The organism is Novosphingobium sp. PP1Y (genome assembly GCF_000253255.1).
Taxonomy (GTDB): Bacteria; Pseudomonadota; Alphaproteobacteria; order Sphingomonadales; family Sphingomonadaceae; genus Novosphingobium.
Map to the genome: position 1 here is coordinate 148,732 of NC_015579.1, position 22,827 is coordinate 171,558.

At 60.6% G+C, this 22,827-nt stretch carries 20 protein-coding genes and 1 pseudogene; 11 read left to right on the forward strand and 10 right to left on the reverse strand.

Translation table 11 applies throughout. The annotated features are described in order from the left end of the window. Window positions 1-153 precede the first annotated feature (153 nt). The 4 genes and pseudogenes from PP1Y_RS00945 to PP1Y_RS00955 all read right to left on the reverse strand — a co-directional run bounded on the left by PP1Y_RS00945 (window position 154) and on the right by PP1Y_RS00955 (window position 3,783). A complete protein-coding gene (locus tag PP1Y_RS00945; protein WP_232512207.1) occupies window positions 154-852 on the reverse strand; it encodes a hypothetical protein in 699 nt (232 codons plus the stop codon). A 50-nt stretch (window positions 853-902) separates the two neighbouring features. After that, on the reverse strand, window positions 903-1,739 hold the full coding sequence (locus PP1Y_RS00950) for a hypothetical protein (protein ID WP_232512208.1): 837 nt from the start codon (window positions 1,737-1,739) through the stop codon (window positions 903-905). A gap of 295 nt (window positions 1,740-2,034) precedes the next feature. Then, window positions 2,035-2,133 (reverse strand): annotated as a pseudogene (locus tag PP1Y_RS26240) (type II toxin-antitoxin system ParD family antitoxin); the annotation flags it as partial. 51 nt (window positions 2,134-2,184) lie between these two features. After that, window positions 2,185-3,783, reverse strand: coding sequence for a hypothetical protein (locus tag PP1Y_RS00955; RefSeq protein ID WP_041558053.1), 1,599 nt, complete (start codon window positions 3,781-3,783; stop codon window positions 2,185-2,187). Between the two features lie 457 nt (window positions 3,784-4,240). Here PP1Y_RS00955 and PP1Y_RS00960 point away from each other — a divergent pair, with 457 nt between their 5' ends. The 9 genes from PP1Y_RS00960 (at window position 4,241) to PP1Y_RS01005 (ending at window position 13,345) form a co-directional block, all read left to right on the forward strand. After that, a complete protein-coding gene (locus PP1Y_RS00960; protein WP_013831430.1) occupies window positions 4,241-6,145 on the forward strand; it encodes a potassium transporter Kup in 1,905 nt (634 codons plus the stop codon). A gap of 25 nt (window positions 6,146-6,170) precedes the next feature. After that, the gene (locus PP1Y_RS00965; protein ID WP_013831431.1) at window positions 6,171-7,616 is read left to right on the forward strand and encodes a DUF4118 domain-containing protein; all 1,446 of its coding nucleotides are present in this window, start codon (window positions 6,171-6,173) and stop codon (window positions 7,614-7,616) included. Continuing rightward, window positions 7,613-8,293 (forward strand): response regulator transcription factor, encoded by a 681-nt coding sequence (locus tag PP1Y_RS00970; RefSeq protein WP_013831432.1) that lies wholly within the window; start codon window positions 7,613-7,615, stop codon window positions 8,291-8,293. The genes PP1Y_RS00965 and PP1Y_RS00970 overlap by 4 nt, the downstream gene beginning before the upstream one ends. 255 nt (window positions 8,294-8,548) lie before the next feature. Further along, a complete protein-coding gene (locus PP1Y_RS00975; RefSeq protein WP_158511815.1) occupies window positions 8,549-10,516 on the forward strand; it encodes a TadE/TadG family type IV pilus assembly protein in 1,968 nt (655 codons plus the stop codon). An 11-nt stretch (window positions 10,517-10,527) separates the two neighbouring features. Next, complete coding sequence (locus PP1Y_RS00980) at window positions 10,528-11,154, forward strand: TadE/TadG family type IV pilus assembly protein (protein WP_013831435.1); 627 nt, start codon at window positions 10,528-10,530, stop codon at window positions 11,152-11,154. A gap of 23 nt (window positions 11,155-11,177) precedes the next feature. Further along, complete coding sequence (locus PP1Y_RS00985; protein WP_232512209.1) at window positions 11,178-11,804, forward strand: TadE/TadG family type IV pilus assembly protein; 627 nt, start codon at window positions 11,178-11,180, stop codon at window positions 11,802-11,804. A 55-nt stretch (window positions 11,805-11,859) separates the two neighbouring features. Beyond that, window positions 11,860-12,219: a hypothetical protein gene (locus tag PP1Y_RS25090; protein WP_148274764.1), complete on the forward strand. Its 360-nt coding sequence runs from the start codon at window positions 11,860-11,862 to the stop codon at window positions 12,217-12,219. Between the two features lie 596 nt (window positions 12,220-12,815). Further along, window positions 12,816-13,061: a BrnT family toxin gene (locus PP1Y_RS01000; RefSeq protein ID WP_013831438.1), complete on the forward strand. Its 246-nt coding sequence runs from the start codon at window positions 12,816-12,818 to the stop codon at window positions 13,059-13,061. Then, window positions 13,058-13,345 carry a BrnA antitoxin family protein gene (locus PP1Y_RS01005; protein ID WP_013831439.1) on the forward strand — a complete coding sequence of 96 codons (288 nt, stop codon included), beginning with the start codon at window positions 13,058-13,060 and terminating at the stop codon, window positions 13,343-13,345. Before PP1Y_RS01000 ends, PP1Y_RS01005 begins: the two co-directional genes overlap by 4 nt. A gap of 372 nt (window positions 13,346-13,717) precedes the next feature. Here the strand turns inward: PP1Y_RS01005 and PP1Y_RS01010 are convergent, their stop codons facing one another. The 5 genes from PP1Y_RS01010 to PP1Y_RS01025 form a co-directional block, all read right to left on the reverse strand. Further along, window positions 13,718-14,572: an HNH endonuclease gene (locus PP1Y_RS01010; protein WP_041558059.1), complete on the reverse strand. Its 855-nt coding sequence runs from the start codon at window positions 14,570-14,572 to the stop codon at window positions 13,718-13,720. Continuing rightward, window positions 14,572-16,215, reverse strand: a complete 1,644-nt coding sequence (locus PP1Y_RS01015; protein ID WP_013831441.1) for an AAA family ATPase — start codon at window positions 16,213-16,215, stop codon at window positions 14,572-14,574. Before PP1Y_RS01015 ends, PP1Y_RS01010 begins: the two co-directional genes overlap by 1 nt. 575 nt (window positions 16,216-16,790) lie before the next feature. Further along, on the reverse strand, window positions 16,791-18,035 hold the full coding sequence (locus PP1Y_RS01020) for a hypothetical protein (RefSeq protein WP_013831442.1): 1,245 nt from the start codon (window positions 18,033-18,035) through the stop codon (window positions 16,791-16,793). A gap of 375 nt (window positions 18,036-18,410) precedes the next feature. After that, window positions 18,411-18,713, reverse strand: coding sequence for a type II toxin-antitoxin system RelE/ParE family toxin (locus PP1Y_RS25095; RefSeq protein WP_007014466.1), 303 nt, complete (start codon window positions 18,711-18,713; stop codon window positions 18,411-18,413). Window positions 18,714-18,715: 2 nt separating this feature from the next. After that, on the reverse strand, window positions 18,716-18,961 hold the full coding sequence (locus tag PP1Y_RS01025; protein ID WP_013831443.1) for a type II toxin-antitoxin system ParD family antitoxin: 246 nt from the start codon (window positions 18,959-18,961) through the stop codon (window positions 18,716-18,718). A gap of 172 nt (window positions 18,962-19,133) precedes the next feature. Here PP1Y_RS01025 and PP1Y_RS01030 point away from each other — a divergent pair, with 172 nt between their 5' ends. Continuing rightward, window positions 19,134-19,766, forward strand: a complete 633-nt coding sequence (locus PP1Y_RS01030; protein WP_013831444.1) for a tyrosine-type recombinase/integrase — start codon at window positions 19,134-19,136, stop codon at window positions 19,764-19,766. 213 nt (window positions 19,767-19,979) lie between these two features. On the opposite strand, the gene PP1Y_RS01035 is transcribed toward PP1Y_RS01030, so the two are convergent. Then, entirely contained in the window at window positions 19,980-20,864 is an 885-nt protein-coding gene (locus tag PP1Y_RS01035; RefSeq protein ID WP_013831446.1) for a LysR family transcriptional regulator, read from the reverse strand. 114 nt (window positions 20,865-20,978) lie between these two features. Between PP1Y_RS01035 and PP1Y_RS01040 the strand changes: the two genes are divergently transcribed. After that, window positions 20,979-22,535 (forward strand): sulfatase-like hydrolase/transferase, encoded by a 1,557-nt coding sequence (locus PP1Y_RS01040; RefSeq protein ID WP_013831447.1) that lies wholly within the window; start codon window positions 20,979-20,981, stop codon window positions 22,533-22,535. The last annotated feature ends 292 nt before the right edge of the window (window positions 22,536-22,827 follow it).

The following is a 22,827-nucleotide window of genomic DNA, read 5'->3' on the forward strand; positions in this document are numbered from 1 at the left end:
GATTGGTCCCGGCGGTGGGTAGGCACGATCCTGCGCAGATGCGCCTTCAGCTTGCGGCGAGCGTGCTCACTCAGCGCGCGCAGCCCCAGGACTTGCCGCGCGGCCTCCTGATAATCACCGCAGTCGGCCCGGGCGCTGTTATGACCCTGTAATTCAGAGATTATAGGCGTGGCGCAGTCGATCGATCACGACCTCTCTTGTCATCGCGACGCCAAACTGCTTCGGCGTGAAATCGTCCTGTTCGCCAAGAGCGTCGATGAACGCCTGCATATCGGCCTTGATCGTTTCGGACAGGTCATACGCCGCCTCCGCGCTCAGGAGCTGCAACAGACGCGCCACATCGTTGCGGTGCTTCTTCACGTCTCTGTCGTCGACTTTCTCGCCCTCCGCACGACGGCGGCTGAGATCAACCCAGGCACGCGCCTTGAAGGGAATAAGGCCGGCTTCGCCGAGAACCGGCACGCCGTCCAGCGACCGCCCCATCGTCTTGAGAAACGCATAATAGTCGGCGTCGAGCAGGATGGCCGACAGGCTCGCAGCTTCCTCGGCGATCGGGATCGGCGTGAGCTGGCTACCGGGCGCCAGCTCAAATCCTTCCGGCGCATTGGAGAACAGCTCCAACATCGCCGGGTAGCCCTCGGTTGACGGTTTGGCGAACCGGTAGAGAATCCGTTCGCCTTCGCTCCGCTGCCGGATCTTGTATCCGCCCGCCTCGACAAAGGCCATGAACGTCTCGGAGAATGCCGGGTCGAGCGCCTCGACGATGAGGACAATATCGAGATCCTTGGTAGCGCGGAAATCGAGACCGGCCTCCTCCATGATCAGCTCGCATGCGGCTCCGCCGATCAGCACATATTGGTGCTCATGGCCGGAAAAGTGCGCGCGAAAGCGGTCGACGCCAGCTACCATCCAAAGGGCTCCAAAAGGTGATCGGCTGCCTGCGCGACTCGTTCGTCGGCGTCATGCCGTGCGCTCAGATAGAGCGAAAGTCGGTCGGCAACCTCATTGTCGCTGAGGACTTTAGGATCATAGGCCCATGTCTGGACCTCGATCCGGTGTTCGTCATAGGCCCAGGCAGGTTCCAATCCGTGATGCCGCGCCATCCGCTTCCATGCGGCGGCCGGCGCCGCCCTGCATTCAATTCGCGGTTCGTTGAGCATCGTATATCGGGCAAGGGCGCTTTCGCCCGCCAACACCGCCTCGTTCAGGGGCAGATCGCCCGTGACATAACGAGTCTTGCGCACCGGCGATTGCAAGCGCCCCTCGACCGCGCGCCAAAGGTCGCCGCCACCAAAGCGAAGACTGAGGCGACGCTGGCGGCCGACGCGGTGCGGCCGCGCCAGTTCGAGCGCTTCCAGTTCATCGAACGCCCGGCTCATGCTCATGATCGCGACTTGGTAGCGCTCGGAGAGCTGGGTCAGGCTGGCATCGTTCACATCGTGCCCAAGCAGGGCGGCCAGAATTACGACCTGAGTGGTGGGAGACACCCGCTCGGACGACGGTCCCGGTTCGCTGGAATAGGTCTCGCGCAGGTCGACAAACGCTTCGGGCACATAGAATTGTGCGCCCGGCGAGATGAACGCGACGCGCTTCTCCACGAGGCGCCGACGCAATGCCGCCGGTACAGCTTCGAGCAACAGCACGAACAGGCGGGCATCGATATGGCGTCGCATCTGGTCCCGATGCTTCAGGAACTCGTCAACACCGCCTATTCCGCCGCTTTGCGGAACGATGAACACGGTCGGACTGTCGAGCAGTTCCCCGCGCCACAAGGCATAGCGATCATACAAGAAGTGCGGGAGCCCGAGCGGCTTAATGGGATCGAGATGGAGGTGCGCACCGAAAGCTTCGCGCGCATAAGTTTCCGATGCGTTCGCCAGCGCGCGTAATCGCAGGTCAGGAAATTCATCTAACATCGCACCGTTTATCTAACATCAGCGGTGTTAAATATCAACTTCAATGTTAGATAGCATGGTTCCCGCTTCTTCGGCAGCGATCCGCTGCTCTATTTCCTGGGCTTCGGACACGCCTACCGCGCACATATTCGCTGCCCGTGCCAAAGCCGCGGCTTTGGACCTGTTGATCGACAAAAGCCTTGAGCGCGTCGGGAAGCGAAATGTTCATCGTCGCCATAGGCCGCTTATTCCGCCAATGGCAAAATTTGCCAAGTTGGCTGCTTGACCGTCACGACATCGGAACAAGCCGTTGGCCTGTTCGGGCCGCCTCCGTCGTTTGTACGGCAATGAAGCGCGCTAGTGGAATCTCGCTCAGAGGTCGTTCCGAAGCCATCTCACGAGCGACGAGCGCCATTTCGATCCAGTCCGAGCCGTTGCCGTCACCTCGCTGTGCAAATGCACTCCAAGCGATGACGCTGGCCCAATAGGCCCGCTTCGGTTCCAGCACCTTCTCGATAATTGCGGCGATCCGGTCTTCGATCTTGCGCTTGCCTTTGATCGCTGCGGCGACATCGTCGCCATTCTCAAACCAGGAATCGATCTGAGGGTTGGTCGCCAGCCACCGGCCTGAAGCGCGCACTGCCCTCTTCACCGCCTTGGCATCGGTTTCCGCAGCGTCGGTCTCCGCGAGCATCGAGGCAATGAGATCTTCCACCGATAGAAAAGTGGGCGCGACATCCGAGAGCCCCATAAGCGTGATCGCCTGAACGAGGCCAAATGGGGGTGGCGAGTTAGCCGGACCGTCCGCCATTGCGCTGCTCAGGATCAAGGCCGTATCCTCAGCCGTCGCTTCATGGACCGGCATCTCGGATGCAATATGGTCAAGCATGTCTTCGATCTCAGGCCTGCTCAGCGAGTGCACTACCCAAGCGTCCCGCACACCATGACCCTGCTTGACCAAAATCGAAACCAGCGCGTTCTTCCTGCCCTGCTTGATCGATGCAAATATGCTTTGGGCTCCCGCCCCATCGCGCTCGGATAGCAGAAGTTCCCTGACCTGAATTGCGGGGCGCTTCTCCGGCACCGAGTCGACAGCTCGTGCGGCTCTAATGATCGCGTCGATTGCACGGCGCCGATCTTCTGGGACCCAGTTTCGGATCAGCATGAGGTTGGTAACCGACGATGCCGGTATGAGCCCTCGTTTCGCGGTCTCTTTCATCATGGAGGCTAACGGCAAGGCGATCGCGGGTTCTGCAAGAAGCCAACCGATAGCGGCCTCGCGCAGACTGGATTCGTCAGCGAGGACGAAACCTTCCAACAGACTGAGTTGCAGCTCGGCAGGCATGGCTGCTGTCAACTCGGCGAACTGGCTGTGGATCAGGAAAGGGTCGCCCTCACAGGCTGTCACCAAGTCCTTCAACATTTCGTCGACATCTGCCGTCGGGAGATTCTGTTGGTCAGCTCCGGTCTGGATCATTGCGTGATCCATTGCGCTGCGTATGTCTTCCCCCACGTCGATCCCAGCCCGTGAAAACGCCGAGACAAGCGCCACCGCTGCTGTCGGCACGAGCTTGCCGGCACGCATCTGCTGAGCGATCGCGGCCCTGACATTCTCCATGGCCATGCCCGCATGGCCGTTTCCGGCTTCGCTGCGCTGACGTAGCTGCTCAAGAGCCTGATCAAGCATGAACGAATATGCCTGATGCATCGTTGAGTCAGGCCGCTTCTTGCGCCCTTCGGCAGCGGTGAGGTCGACGATCAGGATTAAGGCTTCGGGTTGAGCTGCCAGCATCTCTCCGACGCTGTGGGCCCCGGGCGACAGTTCGCCCGAGCGGATATCATCCCGAACCATGCGTGCAATTTGCTGGATGGCGGCACGTGGCGTCACGATTGATGTTCCTTTCTCGCACGGCGTTTCGTAGCCGGTACAACTAGCGGCAGCGCGGCGACAATCCATAGCGCCATCGTGGAATATTGTAGCACTCGATCCGCCGCCTGACCTTCCGCGACTTTCAGGGCTCTGGCCTTCTCCAGGGTTTTAGAACTCATCTTGCACATTTCTCGCTCATTCAATTTCGAGCGCGAAACAGCCGTAGGTTGCCAGTCCGCATGGGCAGACGGACAAACCGATGGTCGTTTTCATCATTGGCGTACCGATATTGGGCTTTGCACGGATTGGTCCCGGCGGTGGGTAGGCTTCAGCTGCGCAGGCTCGCGTGGTTACGACCGGGGACAGACATAGATAGCGGAGTTTATGCATTTTTAATGGCGCGTCGGCGGCTTTCCCATGGCGCCTTAATGCCCCGGCGAGCGATCTTGCTTTCCAAGATTGAATGGAAACCAAGATGCGCGAAAAGTCCCCTTTGCCCCATGCATCCACCGCTGCCCTGACCTTAGGCGCGATCGGCGTCGTCTATGGCGATATCGGCACGAGCCCGCTCTATGCCTTTCGCGAGGCGCTTGCCCATGTCGGCGGGCAGGAGATCGGCAGCAGTGACATCATCGGGGTGCTGTCTCTGGCGCTTTGGGCGCTGATCATCGTCGTCACGCTGAAATACGTGCTCTTTCTGTGCCGGATGGACAACAAGGGTGAGGGCGGTGTGCTCTCGCTCATGGCTCTGGCGCGGATCGCGACCGGGGGGCGCTGGTTGATCGTCACCATCCTCGGTGCGACGGGCGCCGCGCTGTTCTATGGCGATGCGATCATCACCCCGGCCCTGTCGGTTCTCGCCGCTGTCGAAGGTCTAAGGACCGTGCCGGGGCTTGAGGGCATGGAACTGCCGATGATCCTGGGCCTGACGATGGCGATCCTGTTCGGGCTGTTCGCCTTCCAGTCGCGCGGGACGGCCGGCGTCGCCAGCCTGTTCGGCCCGGTGTGCTGTGTCTGGTTCCTTGCGCTTGCGGCGCTCGGCCTCATCCATATCTTCGATGCGCCGCAGATCCTGGCCGCTTTCAATCCGCTCGCGGCCACCGGCTTTCTCACGCAGCACGGTATGGCCGGGCTCTTCGTGCTCGGAGCGGTGTTCCTGACCGTGACCGGTGCTGAAGCGCTGATCGCCGACATGGGCCACTTCGGGCGCGGGCCGATCCAGCTGGGCTGGCTGAGCTTCGTCTGGCCGGCGCTTACGCTGAACTATCTCGGACAGGGCGCCATGGCGCTGCAGGCCCTTGCCGACGCGCAGGCCGCGGGCAGGCCGTTCGAGAACGCGGACTGGTTCTTCCTGATGGCGCCCGACGCGCTGCGGGCGCCGCTTGTCGTCCTGGCGACATTCGCGACCATCATTGCCAGCCAGGCCGTGATCACCGGCGCCTACTCGCTGACGCATCAGGCGATTGCGCTGGGACTGCTGCCGCGCATGACGATCCGCCAGACTTCGGCATCCCAGAGGGGCCAGATCTACATGCCGATAGTGAACTGGCTGCTTCTGGGCGGAGTGCTGGTCCTGGTCTTCGCCTTCAAGAGCAGTTCGGCCATGGCCACGGCCTATGGGATCGCGGTGACCGGCACCATGGTCGTGACAAGCCTGCTTGCCTTCATCATCGCCTGGCGCGCATGGCACTGGCAGCCGTTCTGGACCGCGCTCCTGCTTGCGCCGTTCCTTGGCCTCGACATCATTTTCCTGGGGGCCAATGTCCTTCGTATCATGCAAGGCGGTTGGGTCCCGCTGCTCGTCGCAGGTGTCATGGGGACGGTGATCGCGACCTGGCTGAGGGGTCGGCAGGTCATGCGCCTGCGCATCGCCAGGCAGGGCGCCTCGATGCAGCAGCTGGCCGCCGCGCTGGAGCAGCGCCCTGCAGTGATCATTCCCGGCGTGGCCGTGTTTCCGACCGAGAACCTCGACGTTGCCCCCTCGGCGCTTCTGCACAACCTCAAGCACAACAAGGCGCTGCACGAAACGAACGTGCTGCTAAAGGTGGTCACCGAGGGCGTGCCCTACGTGGCGCCCGCCGATCGACTGGCGCTGGAGCGGATTAACGAGCGCTTCACCCGCGCCGTCCTGCATTATGGATACATGGATCAGGTCGACGTGCCGAGCGACCTCTCCCGCGGCGAAGGGCTGCTGCTGGGCCGAGGCGGGACTTCGTTCTTCGTGGGGCGCAATGCCATCCGGCGCGCCAGCAATCCCATGTTGCCGCGGTGGATGACGTGGCTTTATCGCTTCCTGCACCGTAATGCTGCCGATCCTACGGCCTGGTTCGCCATTCCGGCCAATCGCGTCGTGGAGCTCGGAAGCCAGATCGAATTGTGACCCGAGAGCAGCTGGACAGGACACTATGCAACGCTCGATTGCCTCTTATGCGATTGCCCTGTTCGGCGTGGCGGCCATTGCCTGGCTGACCGCAACCCTGCTGCCGCAGATCGGCATCGCTTCGGCCGCGCTGCTGTTTCTTCTGCCCGTTCTCTACGCGGCTGTGCGCGGCGGGTTGCTGCCCGGTCTGCTGGCCGCCTTTGCAGGTGCGATCGCCTACAACTTCTTCCTTCTTCCGCCGCGCTTCACGCTGCGGATCCACGGTTTCGACAACGTGATCAGCGTTCTCGTGTTCGTCGTGGTTGCCGTGGTGACGAGCCGGCTTGCGACATTGCTGAAAGCGCGCGAGGAGGAAGCGCTGGCCCGCGCCGCCTGCAGCGAGGAACTGGCCGCGCTTTCGGCTTTGCTGGCGAGCAAGGATGCCGCATCGGCGCTGGGCGAGGCCATCAGCTGGCTTGAACGTCGCCACGACCGCATTCTGCTGATCGACGAGGATTTCTTGTCCGGCAATGATGCCGGTCTGTCCGCGCTCGACCTGGCCGCAGCATCATGGGCCCTCCATAACGCAGACATGACCGGCCACGCCACGCAGGTCATGCCTGCTGCAGACTGGACTTTCATACCTCTTGGCCCCCGCCTCGGGACGGACCCGGATGTCCTTGCCGTTGCCCGTCCCGCGACCGGCGTCACGCGCGGCGCAAGCGAGCTGTCCCATCTCGGGCAGATTGCCGCGCTGCTCGGTCAGGCCCGGGACCGGGCCGCGCTTGAGCAGCAGACGCGCGAGCGCGAACGCCTCGCCCAGGGTGACCGGTTAAGGCGCACCTTCCTCGCCTCGCTCGCACATGATTTTCACACGCCGCTGACGGTCATAACCGGACGACTTGTATCGCTCAGCCAAACCGTGCCCGATGCCGACGAAGCCCTTGAAGCGGCACGGCGATTGGAACGGATGCTGGAGGACCTGCTCGGCGCTGCGCGGATCGAAGACGGTTCGGTCGCACCGCGGATGGAAAGCGTCGATCTCGTCGATGTCGTCGGGGCCGCGGTGGAGGCCGTGCGCCTGCCGGGCCGGATCGCATTGGTGCGCGATATCCCGCCGGACCTCCCATTCGTCCATGCGGATCCGGTCCTGCTGCGCCATTGTCTGATCAACTTGCTGGATAATGCCGGGCGGCACGCCTCCGGCACCGTTACGCTTTCGGCGCGATGTGCAGGTTCCCGCATGGCGCTGGCGGTCTGCGATGACGGTGGCGGGATCGCCGAAGCGGACCGCGCGCGGATCTTCGAGCGGTTCATCAGGCTTGAAGGCGATGACCGGGGGCAGGGCAGTGGGCTGGGCCTCTCGATCGTCAAGGGCTTCGCAGAGGCCATGGCGATCCCCATAACCGTGTCGGACAGCGCGTCCGGCGGCGCCTGTTTCCGTCTCTCGCTGGCGCAGGTCAGTCCCCGGCAACCGGAGCCCGAAGAATGAGCAGTGTCCTGATCGTCGATGACGAAGCGGCAATCCGGCGCCTGCTCGAGGCAATCCTGTCCCGCGCCGGTCACGACGTCATCGCTGCCCCGAACGCGGCCAGCGCGCTGTCCGCCCTCGATCGCGGCAATGTCGATGTCATCCTGCTCGACCTGGGCCTGCCCGACCGGGACGGACTGGAGGTTATCGCCGCGGTTCGGCAACGCTCCCCCATTCCGATCATCGTGCTGACGGCGCGCCACGAGACAGCTGAAAAGATCTCGGCCCTCGATCTCGGCGCGGACGATTATGTGACCAAGCCATTCGACAGTGACGAATTGCTGGCGCGCCTGCGCTCTGCCCTGCGCCGTTCCGGAACGGCGATGACCGGCGATGACGAGCACCTCGAATTCGGACCGGTCAGGATGGACCTGGCGCGTCACGAAGTGCGATGCAATGACGCACCGGTTGCCCTGACACCGCGCGAGTACGCGGTCCTCAAGGCCCTGCTGCAGGCCTCGGGACGCATCCTCACCCACGCCGCCATCCTCGAACAGGTATGGGGCAAGACGCACGTCGAAAGCGTCGACTACCTGCGCGTCGTCATCCGCGCCTTGCGGCTGAAACTGGAAGCCGACCCCTCGGACCCTCGCCTGATCCGCAATGAACCGGGCATTGGCTACAGGCTGGTTGGATAGGGCAGGCTTTCCGATCCAGGCTGCGCGCTGCGCCGTGGCATTGCCCTCAATGCGGATGCAGCCTCACCGGACCTCCAGGCCCGCTTCTAGCAATGCATTGCTAGTGGAGATCCAACCTGCCGGCAGGTGTACTTCAAAACGATCCGAAAAATTAACGAATCATTTGTGTTTTTTACGTAAAAACAGCCCGGGGAATTGCACCTGCTTTGTTGCAGGTGACTAATGGCAAATTGCTCCTGTGGGGGGGGTATACACATGTGGTGCGTCGATTTCTGCCGGTCACTGCTGCGTGATACTCGAGCCAATGTCTTTATTATCTGTGCGGCCGCGATGGTGCCGATTGCGGCAATGATCGGTGGGGGCGTCGATATAGGCCGCGCCTATATGGCCAAGAGCAAGCTTCAAAGTGCTTGCGATGCTGCATCACTGGCTGCGCGCCGGGTGATGAAGGACGATAGTCTCAGCGACGAAGTTCAGGAGACGGGCCGAAAATTCTTCGATTTCAATTTTCCGGCGGGGATCTACGAAGCGACTTCGTTCGAACCGCAGATTTCGCGGCCGGAATCGGGGATCGTCAGGATCACGGCGGCAACCACCATCCCAACCTCGATCATGAAGATCTTCGGCTACGGAAGCATTCCCATTGCCGTAAGTTGCGATGCGTCGCTCAACTTCGTCAATACTGACGTTGTCCTGGTACTGGATGTGACGGGATCGATGGCCGATCCCATCGGCGGTGAACCGAAAATCGAAGCTCTGCGTGACGCAGTGCTCGCGCTTTATGATGAACTGGCACCTGTTCAGGCGCAGCTTGAAGATCAGGGACTGCGGCTACGTTATGGGATCGTGCCGTACTCGAGCACTGTAAACGTGGGCCATCTGATCTACAGCGTGGACCCTGACTATCTGCTGGACAGCGCTTCCTACCCGTCGCGCACGGCAAATTTCAACCAGGCTTCCTACGTAGCCAACGATCCCAGTTCAAGCGGTGCCTGGGAGTACTACAGCGGAAGCTCGGGTTCCGGGTCATCCTCGCCGACGAGTTCGACGCGATCCTCCAGTCAGTGTCAAAGCTGGGTAAACTCCTCGGGAGGCACCGGGGGAGGACCTGCGCCATCTCCTACGTACCAATTCACTTACGATGGGAGTTCCAGCAGCTCAAGCTATGTGCAGAGCATGAACTGGGGATGGTCAGGTGCTCCTGTGACCTCGGGTTCCAATCGCAGCTGCCGGCGCTGGAAGATTACTACCACCACGACGTACTCGACCCGGCGCACGTTCAGCAACTGGACCTACCGGCACGAGACTTACGACCTGAGCGACTACATACAGCCCGGCGGAAGCATGCTTCTTGCAACGAATGCCTCCGGGTCCGTCGCCGAGCCTGGCGGAAGCTTCAATGCCCAGCAATTGGCGGCTGCCGCAACTGGCGGCAGTTCTGCATCGGTAAGCTGGAATGGCTGCATCGAGGAGAGGGCGACCACAAGCTCGATCGATGGCGGGACCAGCATGGTCATACCTTCAGAGGCTCTCGACCTCGACATCGATGGAATCCCGAGCAGCGATGACTCGCGTTGGCGCCCCATGTTGCCAGACGTCGTGTATACCCGCACTGCCGGCTCTACCTCGGTCAATTCCAACAGCGGCAGCACCAGCACCACGGGATGGATCAAGAACTATTCCTACAGCCAGGGATACTGGGCATGTCCAACCGAGGCACGCCGACTGCAGGAGTGGTCGCGTGACGATTTGGAGGACTACGTAACGGGCCTGCAGACCGTCGGCGGCACCTATCATGACATTGGCATGATCTGGGGTGCACGGATGATCTCGACCGACGGCATATTTGCTGACGGGTGCGAAGAGTACAATGGGATGCCCTGCAACCGGCACATCATCTTCATGACCGACGGCGCGCAGACGGCCTATTGCAATGTCCTGACAGCCTACGGCGTCGAGCAAAACGACATGAGGACGACGGGCGCCGGGAACTGCCCCAGCCAACTCGCACGGCACCAGCAGCGCTTTCGAATGGCTTGCAATGCCGCGAAGAACATGAACGCCTCGGTTTGGGTGATCGGCTTCGACACGTCACTCAACTCGAACCTCACAGGGTGTGCCAGCAATGCCTCCCAGGCCAGCACGTCATCCGATCGAGACAGCTTGATTGCGCGCTTTCGTCAGATCGGAAACCAGATCGGTGCCCTCAGGCTGACCAAATAGGACAGGATGCAATGAAGCTGCCGATCAACCGATGGGATCGCATCTGCAGATTGCTGCGAGGTGACACGCAAGGCGTGACGATCATCGAGTTCGCTCTTGTCCTGCCTCCCTTGCTGATTATCGTCATTGGCGGCCTGGATCTGGGCTATCAGGCCTATCTGCAAACCGTGCTGCAAGGCGCCCTGAACGATGTTGCGCGTTCAGGATCGATGGAATCTCCCTCATTCGATTGCGATGGAGACACGGTGGAAGCGAAGATCGGCTGTGCAGTCCAGAGCAGGTCCGACGTGATCGCGCGTGACGCGACCTACAGCATCGTGATGAAGAGCTTTTACGACTTTTCCGGCGTTGGCCGCAGCGAAAAGCTGATCACCGACTACAATGGGAACGGCGAGTATGATGATGGCGATTGCTACTCCGATCTCAACGAAAACGGATCCTTCGATGAAGATGCCGGAAAGGAAGGCGTCGGCGGGGCGGACGACGTAGTGTTCTACCAGGCTTCTCTTTCCATGCCGCGACTGTTTCCCATGAAGGGTTTGCTCGGATGGGACGACAATTACACCATCACTGCCGAAATGGCGCTCCGCAACCAACCTTACTCCCGTCAAAAGACGCCTCCGACGGTGTGCAATTGATGCGCTCGCCCAGTCCTTTGTGCGTGAAGCGCCTCATCGCTGCCAGCCTCGCCCGTCGCGAAGGGCTTGCCATGATCGAGTTCGCATTCGCGTTCCCGGTGTTTGCCTTGGTGGTCCTGGGCGGGCTCGAAACTGTTCATCTCGCAATGGCGCACATGCGTGTGAATCAAATCGCGATCACGGTAGCCGACAATGCAGGCCGCGTTCGCACCGCGATCGATGAAACGAACATCAATGAGGTCTTCGCAGGTGCCGATCTGGTGGGCAAGTCACTGGGCTTCGCATCGAACGGAAGGATAGTTCTTTCGTCACTGCAACCGAACGAGCAGTCCGGCACCAGAAAAGGGCAAATGATCAACTGGCAGAGATGCCACGGTAATCTGTCCGTCGATCCAAGGTACGGACGGGAGGGCGCCGGCAAGTACGATGCTTCTCTCGTTGACGGAATGGGCGGTACGGGACGCCAGATTCAGGCCGCCGAGGGTACAGCCGTCATGTTCGTGGAAGTCACGTATCGGTACGATCCGCTGATCTCCGGCGTACTCGGATCCGGCCCGCAATTCATCCGTTATGAGAGCGCCTTCAACGTCCGCGAGCGGACCAATCAGGACATTTCCAACGTACAAGGCCTGGGTGTGAACCGCTGCTGATCGAGAGTGAAATACTCGTTACGAAACCATGCTTCTGTTTCCTGGAGTGCGTGAGATGTCTTTGATGGCAAATCGCAACACGGTACTGATTGTTTCGGGAATTGTTGTAGTTATTTCGCTGTTTATTGCAGATGCTGCGGATAGGAATTTTACAAACCACGAGGCAGGGCAAGTCAGATCTGCGACAGTGGAATTGCCCCATCCCGAAGGGGCCGGCTCGAAGGCGATCGTGACGAATGCAGATGGTTCACCCTATGAGCCGTCGCTTGAGGCTCCGGACGAAGCAGCGCAAGGTGACGAACCCGATGGCGATCTTGCCGCGGATTGGAGCCAGGATTCAGTCAATTCGAACGTTTCCAGCCAGACGTCCTCCATGGGAACGGAAGTCGTGGCCGGAGCAAGGCGCATCGATTGATGGCTTCCACCAAGCGGGTTCATTTACGCACGATTCGAGGTAGTTGGCCTCGTCACAGGGCAGAATGATGCCCACAGGCCTGCGCCCCTGTCCATGCCGACCCGCGCCCTCGGCCCCTGAGGCCGCGCGGACGAGTTCCAGCGCGGGTTCCCGCAAGCACTTTTCAGGATTTCAATCCGGAAGGCGCCTGTTCGGAAGTGACGATAGGCTCACAGAGCGTCTGCGGCTGCCATGCGCGCTCGTTGGTAGTTCCATACCTGATCCAAAGCGACAGGGAGCCGGCGGCCCGGCTTCCCTTGCCGACTACGTTCGCCGGCGGCGAAGAAGGACGCGTCCTGCAAGGGCTCGATCCGGCCCAACGCCCGCGCGCTGCGCTTAAGCTGGGACAGGTCCTTCGCCGCTCGAACCTCAGGCGCGTGGCCGATAACATGCTCGCGGACGGCTCGACCAGCGCGCTCGCCTTGCCGCCGTCAGGCCGGCAAGATGTTCAAGGGCGTGCGACGCCTTAAGAATTGGAAGATAGATCGCGACGCTAAAGGCAAATTGTAGTTACGATAAACGATTGACGACCAATCAAATCGTAACTACAAAAAACCATGATCATCGTATGGGATGAACCGAAACGGCAAGCGAACCTCGTCAAGCACGGGATCGACTTTGCCGATGTGGGGGAAGCGTTCTTCCTCTCCGCTCTGGTTATCCCCGCGAAGGACGGACGCTTTGCCGCCATCGGTGAGATGAACGGCACGATCACGGTGATTTTCGCTGTGCTGGGCACCGAAGGCGTCTCGATCATCTCTGCCCGCCCGGCCAGCATTATGGAACGGAGGCTCCTGCCATGACCGACCCGAAACACGTCGCTCCCGGATACACCAAGGCCGATATGGATGAGGTCAGTAATAACCCCGAATGGACAGCCGAGGACTTCGCCAGGGCAAAGCCTTTCGCTGAGGCCTTCCCGGACCTCGCAAAGACGATTCGCGCACGCGGTCCGCAGAAGGCCCCGAAAAAGGTCAGCACCACGCTGCGCCTTTCGCCCGAGGTGATCGAGCATTTCAAATCCGGCGGTCCCGGTTGGCAGTCACGGATCGATGCTGCCCTCAAGGATTGGGTGGCCGCGCACTGAGGCCGAAGTGCGCCCATCCAAGCCGCTCGAGTGGGAAAATGGCGCGCATATGAGCGGTCAGTCCGTTTATGACCGGGGCTGGGACATTGCCGTCATTCCTGGTCCCGGCTCGGAAGGGCGGCTTTCAGCTGGGCACCGGACGTTCCGAAGGACGCGATGCCGTGGCATGGAACGGGAAAGGTGGGCCGGTTGCGGACAGGTAGCTTTCCGCGAAGATTTTTGAGAATCAGACATTAGGACCTCGACGGTGCGCTGCAAAAGCGGCGCCTTGACGCGAGGCCTGCACCTTACCAGCCGCAGGATCACCAATGTCCGGGCTCCAAACAATGCGTCCCGCCGCAGTCGCTCCAAACGAACGGCAGCGCGCAATTCCTAAGCAGGTGGCCGCGGCAACAGATCGCGATACCCGCCCGAACAGAAGGACGCCTCGGCTGCCAACGCGCGCGACATGATCGCCTGCCAAAACCCTATGCGATGTTGCAGTTCGATTCGGTCTGCGTTGCGGCGAAGGTACTCCTCGATCAGGGACTGATCGATAACGCCGCCATTCGGCGCGACCACCTCGGTTTCGAGCCGCAACGCCAATTCGGTAAGCAGTTCGCCCACCTCTGGCAACAGCGCCCGATTGAAATCGACCTTCTCGAGCTGGCGCGCCATGCGCTTGGCGAGCACGGAATCAGGGATCGCGGCAGGCGAGAATGCGAAACTGACCGTGTAACTACCCACCGCGCGGGTCACGGTGGCCGTCAGGAACGAAACCGCCGGGATTTGATCTATATACGGGTGAACGAACGCGCTTGCGATGGTTTTGCCCGTTGTCGCCGACTTGCGCTGGTTGCATGGGCCGCACATCGCAACGAGGTTGAGCGGGAAGATCGCAAACTCGGGGAACGGCGTCTGTGGGAGGTGGTGATCGAGTTGGACGGGCCGTGCGCCGCCGCAGCTCGGGCAACGATTGCCCGCCACCGCCAGCAACTCCGCCCGCAAACCAAACAGCGGCTTGCCCTCATACGTTTTCTTGTAAGCGGCGCGCAGCGCCGCACCGTATTTAACGCGAAACGGTTTGTTGGCGGTGATGCGGCAACCGGCACCGCTCCCCAGCCAATAATCAAGGTAGAGCGTGCGCAGCGCAGTTTCCATGGGTTTGGGCACGGCCTTCCCGAGCCCAGCCTTTAGCACGTCGAACGGATCGCCGATTTTGTCGTGCGGATAGCGAAGTGTGTACATTAGTCTTCGGCTTCGGCGTTTCTTGCCCGGCGCGCGATCGTTGCCATGACATGCGCAAGCGCCTGCGACGACAAGCGCGATCCGAGCGCCTCCTCAACGCCTTCGACGGTTTCAAAGGCGTCGACCATGCGGTCAAGAACGTGCCGGTAGTCCCCGGCCGTCGGATAGAAGCCGAACACCTCCCGGCTGAGTGCGCCGACATTCTCGCCATAGGTCTCGATTGAAGGCGCCTTCGCGATCGTCGGCTCCCGGCCAGCGAGGATGACCACCTGCCCCGCCAGCGCTTCCTGGACGACGACGGGTGAATGCGTGGCAACGAGCGCATATGCCCGCTGCTTCGACAGCAAGCGGCGGATGGATGACATAAGAGCCGCAAGCAACGGTGGGTGCAAATGCGTTTCGGGTTCGTCGATCAGGACGAGCCCGTGACGCTGAAGCATGGCGGTCATGCCCGCCAATTGATGCAAGACGATCTTGTGTCCGCTCGACAGCTTCAGGAAGGCGGCAGCGGGGTCCTGACCAAACCAGCGATTGAGTTGCTCGACGCGGACTTCGTCCAGCGACCAAAAATCCTCGACCTCTTCCGGGTCATCGTGGGGCGGGATGCCAACATAGGCGCGGACCGACACTTCCTCGAGCACCGGTTTCATGATTTCTGCGAAAACTTTGAACCGGTCGAGCTCGCGGATGCGAGTGACATGCGATGCGAATGTCGCCGCAAGCTCGGCCTGCGTCAGCAGCCGCGGGGCAATGTCGCCGCCCTCAATGAGTCCAGCGGGATCTCGCATTCCAAGATAAATGTATCGCCCGCGCCCCGCGATGAAGTCGGCGCGCCGCTCCTCGGGATCGTCGCCGGCGAGCATCGGCGGAACGAAGTTATCGAACGAGCTGTAAGATACCGCCAGAATATTGGGGAAGCCCGGGCCATCGGTGATGGCCCCTTCGACCGCCGTCAGCTGCTCGCGCTCCGCAGGCGGCGCGTACGCGACGCGCGCGATGCGCGCGAGCAAGTGCGTCTTGCCGACGCCGTTGGGCCCAATGATGATGCCCGCCCGCCGTGACGGACGTGTCTGGTGTAGTCCCGCAGGCGCTTCCGTCTCACCCAGCGCGAAGGTAATCGGTTCGTTGGATCCCAATGGCGTGAAGGTGAGGGTGAACGCGTCTTCACCCGGCGGCGCACCACCGGCCTCCACTGTCCGCGTAATCTCGTCGTAAAAGTCCTCGGGGCGGCGATGATCGCGATAGAGCGAAATCTTCAAACCCGGCTCCTCAGCGAACGCCTCGCGCAGCTCGGGATGCGACGAGAGATCATTGAACAGCTTCCGCACCTTGTCGAGTAATCCAAGCTCGATCAGGCGAACATAATAGTCGATCGAGGTACCGAGCGAGACCACGTGCTTGGTGAACTGCACGCCCTTGGCTGGCCCGACGGCAAGTGCGGGAGGACCCTCACGCTGGCCTTCCTTGAGGATTTTCAGCGTTCCGACTTGGTGCGTCGTGCTGCCGTCCTTGTAATAAAGCGTATATAGAGTCCGGTAGCTGTAATCGTTCCAATTATCTCCGAGCAGAATTAACGCCTTATCGGCATCGACCGATGTGACGTTTCGGGCGGCTGTCTGGATGAAAAGGCGCAGCGCCGACATCTTCTTTGTACCCCAAAAAAAGACGGCCTGCTTGGTCAGATCGTCCGCAGAGCGCTTAGTGAGCGATCCGTCGCCGCGATGCAACTCGCCGGGGACATATGATCGCAGACGATTCTGGCCATAATGGTGCGGCTGCCTGCCCCGAATTTCGGCGGCGGCACGAAGACATCACGCACGGCACCCCTTGTTCGACGCCGCGTCGCCAGACAACGACAGCTAAAAATGCGTCGCGTCATGCAATCTGTCGCTCAGGCATGATCGCGAGTCGATGGGGTGCGTAGCCAACCGCTTCTTCGGCTCCGCGATCGAGCGTGGCGGATTCCCAAGGCCGCAATTCACCGGGCCGCCGAGTCCTCGGTGAAGTTGGCTAGGCAGAGCCGGGGATCGAGATGGCGGCAGCTTTTGGATATTGAGGCAAGCAGGCCGAACGACTGATTTGGGCGCATTCCCGGCGGGCAGGTCGCGCAAAAACCGCAGCGCTGAACGCGCACACTCTATTTGATCAGACGATCGATCGAGGACAGGTTGATGGGCACATATTTGCTTGAGGCGGCGGCGGGCAGCCCGGTCCAAGGTCAACGGAAACTGTGGTGAATCGCAGCAACGACGGCACGTCCTTCGTTCAGCGTCGCTTCGATCATCGACTGAAGATGGCGCGTGGTTGCGCCGCGCGTGCCGACGTAACCTGATCGGACCAGCTCAACGAATGCCTCGCTGCGCAAATAGTGGCCATCGAGCTCGGTATGGTCGATGCGGAGGCCGCCTCGGCTCCCCCGCATACCGCCATTGCCAATCATATGGTCGAGATGGCCAAGACTGATAACGATGCCCGCTGCACTTGCGGCCGAGTGGCGTTTCATCATTTTCACGAAGAAAGCGCCGGGATGGAGGCGGTAAGGCCCTTCCGGCTCGAGATCGCAATCGAATTGCCGCATCCGATCAAGCTCATCTTGGAACTGCCAATTAATGCGGACCTGCCATCCCTCACCCAAATCGCGGTCGCGCTCAAGCATCTTGTATTGCACCATTACCAGCGCACCACGTCGCTCGTTGAGGTAGATTAGATCCACCCCGAGAAGCTCCTCAAGAGGTCGGCGATTGGCCGTATAGATCTCAAGCTCGCCGTCATGTTTCCTGAAACGCGCCCGTCCGGTCAGATCGCTGTCATCCATCGTCCAGCCCGGCAACCACCGGGCGTCATGTTCGATCGCCGCGTCCTCAAGCACGCGGATCGACGCGATCGCGCTTGGGCCGCGAACAGCCAACTCATAGGCTTCGCCATCGCCGCCAAAGGCGTTGACAGCGAGCTTGATCGCGTCGTGCTGCATGACGACCGCATTTTCGACACGACCGCGTCCGGCGATCCAGGCGAGGATGCGACGCAGGACGGGCGCGTTAGCTTCATTGGCGGCTAGTGCCGCGATCATCGATTGGCCGAGTTGGCTGGATACTGCGGTGATCTCTTGGGAGGCAGCGCGCAATTGCGCGGCAGCATGTCTCAACGTCGGGGTTTCGACGTAACGCAAGAGCCGTGAAAGCGAGCCGGGTTCGATATCATCGACGAAATCGAACGCGACTCGGGTATCCAGCGATGAGATGGCCTGTCGCGAGCGAACGATCCCAATGCGGAGGTGCGACCTGCCGACCGCGATCAGCGCGAGCGAGCGCGTTTTGGCTGGCCTCGCCACCGAATGGCGAAAGTTGAGTGTGAACCGCGCACCGTGTCGCCTCGTACCTTCTAGCGCTTCCCATGTCTCCCGATCAACCCGGACTACGACAAGGCCAGCGGCCTGCAATTGGCGAACTTCACGTTCTTCCATGACTTCCCCAGCATAGAGTCGCGCACCGGGCGCCCGGATTCTCTAGCCCAGATCTTCACTCAGCGCATCGCCATCAGTTGCTGTTGTTTGTCCACTATCGCCAATAGCAGTTAGGCAGTTGAATCCCAACTTCGGTCATTTCGGTTTGGGCGGACTAATGGCCGAGGGTCCGCTATTAGGATCGCTGCAACTGCGCTGGGACGACTTACTAGGGCGCGTCACCGACCGGCAGCTGTCAAACTTGCAAGGGACCGGTTTCAGTGCAAGCCGTCATTCCGGCGCCCATACCGGAATGGCTTGAGTTGGTCGGCAGGAGAAACGCTAAGTGTGGTGAGAATCTCTGCGGATTGGCCGCCAGCACGGACCTTTTTACGGCTAACCGTCGTAATTCGATGATGTCCAATCTTCCCGACCATGCCGGACGCGTAGAATGATGACCTCGCCCTCATTTCCTACATCATAAATCACCAGGTGGGCCTTGTAGGGATGCACGCGAACTGGCGGCGAGATTTCCTCTCGCAAGCGCGCAGCATGGGGATAGTCTGCGAGAAACGCGAAAATCGCACTCAGCCCTTCGTGATAAGCGTCAGCCTGCGGCAAGCCAAACTGCTCGATGCCTTCCAGAAAAATGGCTGTCAGATCGTCGGCTGCGGCGCGTGTTAAGTGAAAACGTGGCACAGTCAGGCTTGCAGGCCTGCCTGGCTGATCGCTCGCGCCCGGATATCCGCCATCGTCTCATCGCTCAGACCGCCAGCTCGGGCGTCGTCGACAAGGCGCTGCATGGCGGCAATCTTGTCGGCGCGTTCCTGGTCACGGCGGATAAGATCGCGCACATAGTCGCTGGCATTGCTATACCGACCAGTATCAGCTTGCGCTTCCACCCATTGCTTCATCGGATCGGGCAGTGAGATGTTCATCGTAGCCATGGCAACCTCCATGCCCTGAAATAGCAAAGATTGGCAAAGCTTGTCAATTGCTGCTCAGCCATGACCTACCCCCACGAATAGGGACAATTATGCAGCCGACGCCTCGCAGCACCTCCCCCTGCGGCTGCCAGACGTTCTTCCGTTGGCCAATTCTGGCTATCGGAGAATGAACATGGAAATGCCTGAAACCCAACCTACATCCGCCAAGCGTCAGGTCTGGAACGCAGGTCGCGCTGTCGGCGCGAAGCGGGCGCTGAAGCCGAAGCAAATTTGGGAGATCCGCTTTTATCTCAATCAGCGTCGTCGCCTTCGAGACCGGGCTCTGTTCGACCTGGCGATCGACAGCAAATTGCGTGGTTGTGATCTCGTGCAAATGAAAATCGGCGACATTGTCAGCGGCGGGCAGATCCGAACACGCGCCATCGTAATGCAGCAGAAAACCGGCCGCCCTGTGCAGTTTGAGTTGCTTCCTGATGCCCGCGCCAGTCTGCTGGTTTGGCTTGAACGCCGTGGCGGCACGGTGGACGATTATGTCTTTCCAAGTCGGGTCGATCGCAACGGCCATCTCAGCACCCGCCAATATGCCCGGCTTGTCGATGAATGGGTGACCGGTGTGGGCCTGATGCGAAGCGAATATGGCACCCACTCGCTGCGCCGGACGAAGGCGTCGATCATCTACCGGGCAACCGGCAACTTGCGCGCCGTCCAGATCCTGCTCGGTCATAGCAAGATCGAAAATACGGTGCGGTATCTTGGGATCGACGTGGAAGACGCGCTTGCCCTCGCCGAGAATACCGAAATTTGAACCGTTGGCTCCCCGCACCGCTGGCGGGGAGCCAACTTTGGTGGGCCTTTTTTTGGGACGAAGCCGTCGTTCGCGAACGTGCCCAGGAGCGTCGGGTTTCGGATAAAGCGGCCGTTCACACGGCGTGGGCTTCTGACCAGATTACGACGCTCGCAGGAATTGGGACGAACGTCCGGACTTGCGTGAATTGGACGAACGGGGGACCCTTATAGTTTACTGCGAACAGGCGGTCGGCTCAGCCGCAATGAGATCGCCCAGTACCTTTGCTAATTGCAACAGATGCCGGTCTGCATTCGGAGAGGCAAGTTGCCACCGACTGACCTCAATCAGGCCGCTAAAGTCTGGAACCATGCATAACAAACCTGCATCAACCAGCGCTGACGCTCGACGACCATTGATTATGCCGGCTCCTATGCCTGCGGCTACCATCTCCATGACGGAACTGGGCTCGACGTGAGCAACTACTCGGAAATCTCGTTTTAGCCGGCGCTGCAGCAGGCGCACGATGCCTTCAGTTGTCCGAGATCCTGCCGGAGGCAGGAGGACGGGTAGAGGCGCACGATCGGACAAGCGGGCCAGCAACGGCGGCGCAATAAAAAGCCCGTTTTCATGGGTCGAGAGCCGACGGGCGATGGCAGGTACAGGCTCGTCGGCGCCTTCAGTGAAATGGAGCAGATCGAGTTCTGAGCGCCTCATGTCTTCGAGAGGATCCATACCAGCCTCAATAGCGATCAAATCGATTTCCAACTCCCCACACATTTCCGTCAGCCGCTGGCGGGCGGGTAGCAGGTGAAGGTTGAGGATCATCTGGTCTGACCCCACCCGAACGCGACGGCGTGCCGGTGCGATGTGGCCGATCCGACGTCCGCTCTCCAAGGCTTGAAGGGCATCTGCCAGCACCGCTTCGCCATCTGCGGAGAGTTGATTGGTCTTGCCGGTCTGCCGTCGAAAAAGCTGTTTTCCCACAGCTCGTTCGAGGGCGTTGATGTGGCGGCTTACCGCCGCTTGCGAAATGCCCTCCGCTTCGGCTGCCCCCGAGAAACTGCCATGATGGCATACCAACGCGAAGATTTCGAGCTGACGAAAGGTACCTGCCATGATCCTAACCCATAACCTATTGGTCATGTCTCCCATAACATGCCGGGCCATAGGCTGCGCCGGAAATTTCACGCATCGGTGATGTGACCGCCTAACCGAAAGAAATCCGCAGAGATGACCGTCGATCGCCGCACTGTTCTTGGCCTTCTCGGAACGGCACTCGCCGCGCCGCGCACGGCCTTTGCTGCCCCTGCGCGGCGACCGAACCTAGTCTTGTTCATGCCTGACGAACTGCGTGCGGACGTGCTGAGCTGTTATGGCAACCCCGTAACTCTCACCCCCAATTTCGATGCGCTGGCGCGGCAGGGCACGCGTTTCGCCAATTGCCACGTGCAATATCCGATCTGCAGTCCATCCCGCTGCAGCATGCTGACTGGCTGGCCTCCAAGCGTGCGAGGCCATCGCAGCCAGTTTGCGCGGCTTCGCCCAGACGAACCCAACATGTTCCGCTATTTGCGCGAGGCGGGTTACGACGTATTCTGGGTCGGTAAGAATGACGCGCTGACCCAGGAATGCTTCCGTGACAGTGTCACCGAATGGCAGAGCCAGCCAATCCTGCGCTTCGGCGGCGGGCCTCTACCTTCCGTCGATACGGCAACGATGGTGATGCGCCCCGGCGAGGCCAAGCGGACCGACACGACGGACTATGCCTGCATCCAGCAAGCTGTTCAGTGGCTCGAACGTCGGGAAACCGATCGCCCGTTTTGTATCTTCATTGCTTCCTGGGAACCGCACCCGCCTTACCGCGCTCCGGCCGACTTTGCCACGATGTATAAGCCTGCAGACCTGCCACCACTGATCCCGGCGGGCCTGGCGAAGAAGCCGGACTTCCACGCAGCGATCCGAGGCTCCCACGGGTTAGATCGCATCGATGACGCCGCTTTGCGAGAGGTTCGAGCCGCCTATTACGGCCAAGTGAGTTACACGGACTGGCTATTGGGCGAGTTGATGGAGGCAATGGAGCGCACAGGCCGTAGCCGTGATACGGCGTTGTTCGTTGCCTCTGATCATGGAGATTATGCCGGTGATTATGGTCTGATCGAAAAGTGGCCGAGCGATCTGACGAGTTGCCTCACCCATGTGCCACTAATCGGACGCGTGCCTGGGCTCGCAGGCGGGCAGGCCGCGAGCGACATGGTCGAACTCTTCGACATCATGCCGACTTTCCTTGGTCTTGCTGGCACTCGGACTCGTCATACGCATTTTGCACGTTCGCTGCTGCCGCAAATGCACGGCCTTCCGGGCGATCCCGATCGTGCCGCATTCAGCGAGGGCGGTATGAACGTCTATGAACCGCAGGCTTTTGAGACGAATTGGCCGGGACCATTTTACAAGGCAAGGATTGAGCTGCCGCTGCAGCATCCCGAGACGATATCGCGATGCGCGGCGATCAAGACGCGGCGCTATACCTATGTTCGCCGACCGCAAGGCCAGGACGAACTGTACGACCGCGCTGCAGACCCTGCAGAGACGAACAACCTCATCGACGCTCATACGCATGCCTCAGCTAAGGATTCGCTAGAGCGTCGCCTGCTCGACTGGTACGTCAACACTAGCGGTGTCCCGCCGACCGATCGCGACAATGCTAGCGAAATGCCTCCCTATTCGCCGCCGCCGCAAACTCTGCCCGGCTCCGATGCGGAAACAGTCGCCAGAATTCTCAACAGCTGAGGCGTCAATCGCCAGGTCACGACCAACTCACGCTGTTCTGGGGCGGTCGCCGGAATGTCCGCTGATGCCAGAACTCACCGTTCATGATGGTGTTCGCGAACAGCAGTTTCGTCCCAGACATTTCATAGCTGAAGGTCCGCTTCCTAGCGCTGGAAAACGGGAGCCGAACGGCGAAGATGGGCGCGTTGCTGCCCGGCAACTGTCAACCTTTCGAATGACCCGTTCCGGCGTGGGCCGACATTCCCGCAGCCGCATTGGAACAGCGTGAGTTGGTCGGCTGCTGCCGGCGTGT